Origin of the sequence: Ameyamaea chiangmaiensis (genome assembly GCF_013376175.1) — a bacterium.
Taxonomy (GTDB): Bacteria; Pseudomonadota; Alphaproteobacteria; order Acetobacterales; family Acetobacteraceae; genus Ameyamaea; species Ameyamaea chiangmaiensis.
This window is the reverse complement of record NZ_JABXXR010000220.1, coordinates 1-3,358: the sequence shown is the minus strand read 5'-3', so window position 1 is coordinate 3,358 and position 3,358 is coordinate 1. Positions and strand designations below refer to the sequence as shown.

The 3,358-nt window shown below is 68.7% G+C and carries 4 protein-coding genes; 2 read left to right on the top strand and 2 right to left on the bottom strand.

The window, feature by feature from the left end:
- Both mltA and HUK82_RS15435 read right to left on the bottom strand, forming a co-directional pair.
- Window positions 1-1,154: murein transglycosylase A (gene mltA / locus HUK82_RS15440; protein WP_176614790.1), on the bottom strand; the 1,154-nt coding region annotated here is incomplete at its 3' end.
- A gap of 31 nt (window positions 1,155-1,185) precedes the next feature.
- On the bottom strand, window positions 1,186-1,890 hold the full coding sequence (locus tag HUK82_RS15435) for a Tim44/TimA family putative adaptor protein (protein ID WP_306308924.1): 705 nt from the start codon (window positions 1,888-1,890) through the stop codon (window positions 1,186-1,188).
- 193 nt (window positions 1,891-2,083) lie between these two features.
- Here HUK82_RS15435 and HUK82_RS15430 point away from each other — a divergent pair, with 193 nt between their 5' ends.
- A complete protein-coding gene (locus tag HUK82_RS15430) occupies window positions 2,084-2,665 on the top strand; it encodes a histidine phosphatase family protein (RefSeq protein WP_176614789.1) in 582 nt (193 codons plus the stop codon).
- 131 nt (window positions 2,666-2,796) lie between these two features.
- Window positions 2,797-3,318 (top strand): protein-export chaperone SecB, encoded by a 522-nt coding sequence (gene secB / locus HUK82_RS15425; protein ID WP_176614788.1) that lies wholly within the window; start codon window positions 2,797-2,799, stop codon window positions 3,316-3,318.
- Window positions 3,319-3,358: the final 40 nt, after the last annotated feature.

The following is a 3,358-nucleotide window of genomic DNA, read 5'->3' as shown; positions in this document are numbered from 1 at the left end:
AGCACGACCAGCCGCCCGCCGGCGTGCAGGCCGCCGGCCTCGTGCTCCGCGGTCTCGCCCCAGCCGAGATACAGATCGGCACGCGTCGGCCCGTTGATCCCCGAGCCGAGGTCTTGGGCGAACGCCAGATGCGACCACTGACCCGCCTGACCACTCGGCAGCGTGATCTGCGTTTCCACCCAGACGGGCGCGGCGAGGGGCAGATAGGTCTTGTCCACAGCCACCGAACGCCCCGGCGTCAGGGCGATGCCCAGCGCACCCGGTGCGCCACGCGCATCGGACGTCTCGTCCAGAATGCGGAAGAAAACATAGTTCGGGTTGCGCTCCATCAGAGCCTGCGCCTGATCCGGGTGGGCGGCCAGCCAAGCGCGGATGGACGACATCGAGACCTGGTCGGCGCTCAGCGCACCCTGCTCGACCAGAAGACGCCCGATGGGCACATATGCCTGCCCGTTGCGTGCGGCGTAGCCGACGCGGCGGACGGTGCCGTCGGGCAGACGCACCCGCCCCGCCCCCTGTATCTGCAGGAAAAACAGGTCGACCGGATCAGCCAGCCAGAGCAGGACCGGCGCCCGTCCGGCCAGAGAGCCCGCGTCGATCTGCGCGCGCGTGTCATAGGGCTGGAACGCGCCGTTCACCCAATGCCCGCTGAGCGTCTGGCCGTTCGTCGCCTTTGCCCTCACCAGATCCCTCGGTGGTCCATACAGCGGCGTCTGGAACAGGCCACCCTGCGTCGTGGCGCCCCTGATCTCGGGTTCGAAATATCCGGTATAGGTCGCGGTCTCGCCGGAGTCGCCCGCCACGACATAGGGCGTGAAGGCCTGTTCGAAGAACGCACGTGCCGCCGCCTCGTCACCCGTCGGGACCGAACGAGCCTGCGCGCAGGCCGGCAGCCAGTCGGCCACATGCGCGCCGGCCGGCAGCGTGTCCGAAGCTCCCCCCAACGCGCTCTCCGGGGGGCGCGCGCCCAGCGTACGACATTCATCGAGGAACATCGGCAGCAGGCTTGCATGGGGTTCACCACTCCACCCCGGGAGCGAGTCGTATGTCGTGGGGCGAAAGGCCACACCGCCGGGGGGTACCACGGAACACGCGCCCAGAGCGCACACACCCGCCATAGCCGACAGGCGACGGGAAGAAATCAGTCGAGTCATGGACAGCTACCGCGTCTGGAAACCTCTGTGCTCAGGCGCTGCGCGCCGACGACAGCCGCCAGGCGGCCCCGCTCATGTTCGCGCCCAGAAGGCGTTCGAACACCCACAGGTCGGAAAATTCGGTGACCGCGTCCGCGCCGGACAGGACGGCGCCGTCCTTATCGGTGACGTAGTTGACCTGATCCGACACGACCTTCACCTCGACGGCGGCGCGTCCGTCGGGCTGGAGCTGCGCGTCAAGGATGGCCAGGCTGTCGATCGCGCGCAATTCGGTGTGCTGCTTCTCACCCGTGCCCTCGCGGGTCGTGATCGCCCCGTCAAAGGCGGCATACGCGTCGGCGGTCAGGCAGTCCTTCAGGGTCGCGCGATCGCCGGCGGCATAGGCCAGAATGATCTGACGAAACGCCGTTTCGACACCCCGCAGGAAATCGGCGGCATCGAACGTCGTCTCCCGCTGCCGAATCTGGGTGAGGATCTGTCCGACGCGCGTCTCGGGTGTCGGAATGTCGATCTTCGCGCCGGCGGTGGGGGGCACCGGACGGCCCTCGATGACGGGGCCGGGGCGTTCGACAGGCCGGGGCTGTGGCTGCGGCGCGGCCTGCAGGCCCACGCGGCGGCCCAGCACACTGCGCAGGCGCAGCACCAGAAAGCCGGCCACGAGAGCAAACAGGACGATATCGACCGGCAGGCGGTCCAGCGAGAAATCCATCGGGTTATCCATACCATCGACCGGCACACGCGCAGCCTCCGGAACCTCCGAAAGCGCAAAACCAGCATGCGACGCGGCCCTACACATAAGCATGCTGGCCCGCCCCGACAATCGCCTCGGCACGGAATCCGCGACGCGGGCTCCGGCAGACGGGTGTGTCGGCGGGACGGGGGGCAGGTTTCATTTGAGACCCGGCCCACAACCCTCTAAGCCGTGCATCATGATCATTCTGCGGCACTGCCAGAGCGAGTTCAACCGGTTCTTCACCGTCTCGCGCATCGATCCGGGCATCCCCGACGCCCCGTTGTCGGTCGAGGGACGCCGGCAGGCAGGCGCCCTCTCGGCCGCCCTGTCGGGCGAGCGCATCGAGCGGATCCTGGTCTCGCCCTACACCCGCGCCCTGCAGACAGCCGCCCCCATCGCCGCACGTCTCGGGCTGACACCCGAACTGGCCCCCCTCGCGCGCGAACAGTCCTTTTTCGCCTGCGACATCGGCAGCCCGGCCTCTCGTCTGGCCCGTGAATGGCCGACGATCGATTTTTCCACACTGGACGAGGTGTGGTGGACCAGCGATCCGGAAAGCGACGCGGCGGCCGTCGCCCGCGCCGACCGGCTGCGGGCCGAGCTGCGCGCGTCGGGGCCGCACGAGACTACGCTTCTGATCTCGCACTGGGCGTTTCTGCGCGCCTTCGCCGGGCGCGCCATGCCCAATGGCAGCTGGATCACGCTCGATCCCGCCGACGACGTCGCCCCCCCGCCACCGCTCCATCGTCGCCCCCGTCCGCGCATCGGGCGCCCCTGATCGCAAGGCGGGCGACGACGGGCCAAAGGCCGCACGGGCGGTTGGCGTACGCGCGTGCCCATGCTACCGGCGGTATGCACCATTCAGCTCCGGACGGCAGGGTCCGGATCGCCAAGGGAAGACCAGAGTTCATGTCCGACACCGCCCAGATCCCCGCCAACGACGGCCGCAACGCGCCGCAGACACTGCCGCTGGCGGTCAATCTGCAATACACCAAGGACCTGTCGTTCGAGGTTCCGGCGGGCGCCGACATTTTCGCGACCCTGCGCGGCGCGCCGAACATCGCGGTCAACATCGACGTGCAGGTCAACCGTCTTCAGGACGCGCAGCCGGTCTATGAAGTCGTCCTCGCCATCAAGTGCGAGGCCACGGAGCCGGCGGAAAACGAAGGCGGCAAGACGGGCCGCGTGGTGTTCATCGCCGAGCTGGCCTATGCCGCGATCGTCACGCTGAACAACGCGCCCGACGAAATCGTCGAGCCGCTGCTGCTGGTCGAAGTGCCGCGCCTGATCTTCCCCTACGCGCGCAACATCATCGGTGACGTGACCCGCGACGGTGGCTTCCCGCCCATCGTCCTGCAGCCCATCGATTTCGTAGCTCTGTGGCAGGCCCGCCGCGCCGACAACTTCCCGCAGCCCGCCGGCCACGCCTGAACCCGCCGGACGCGCGGCGCTCCCCCGACGCGCGTCCCAT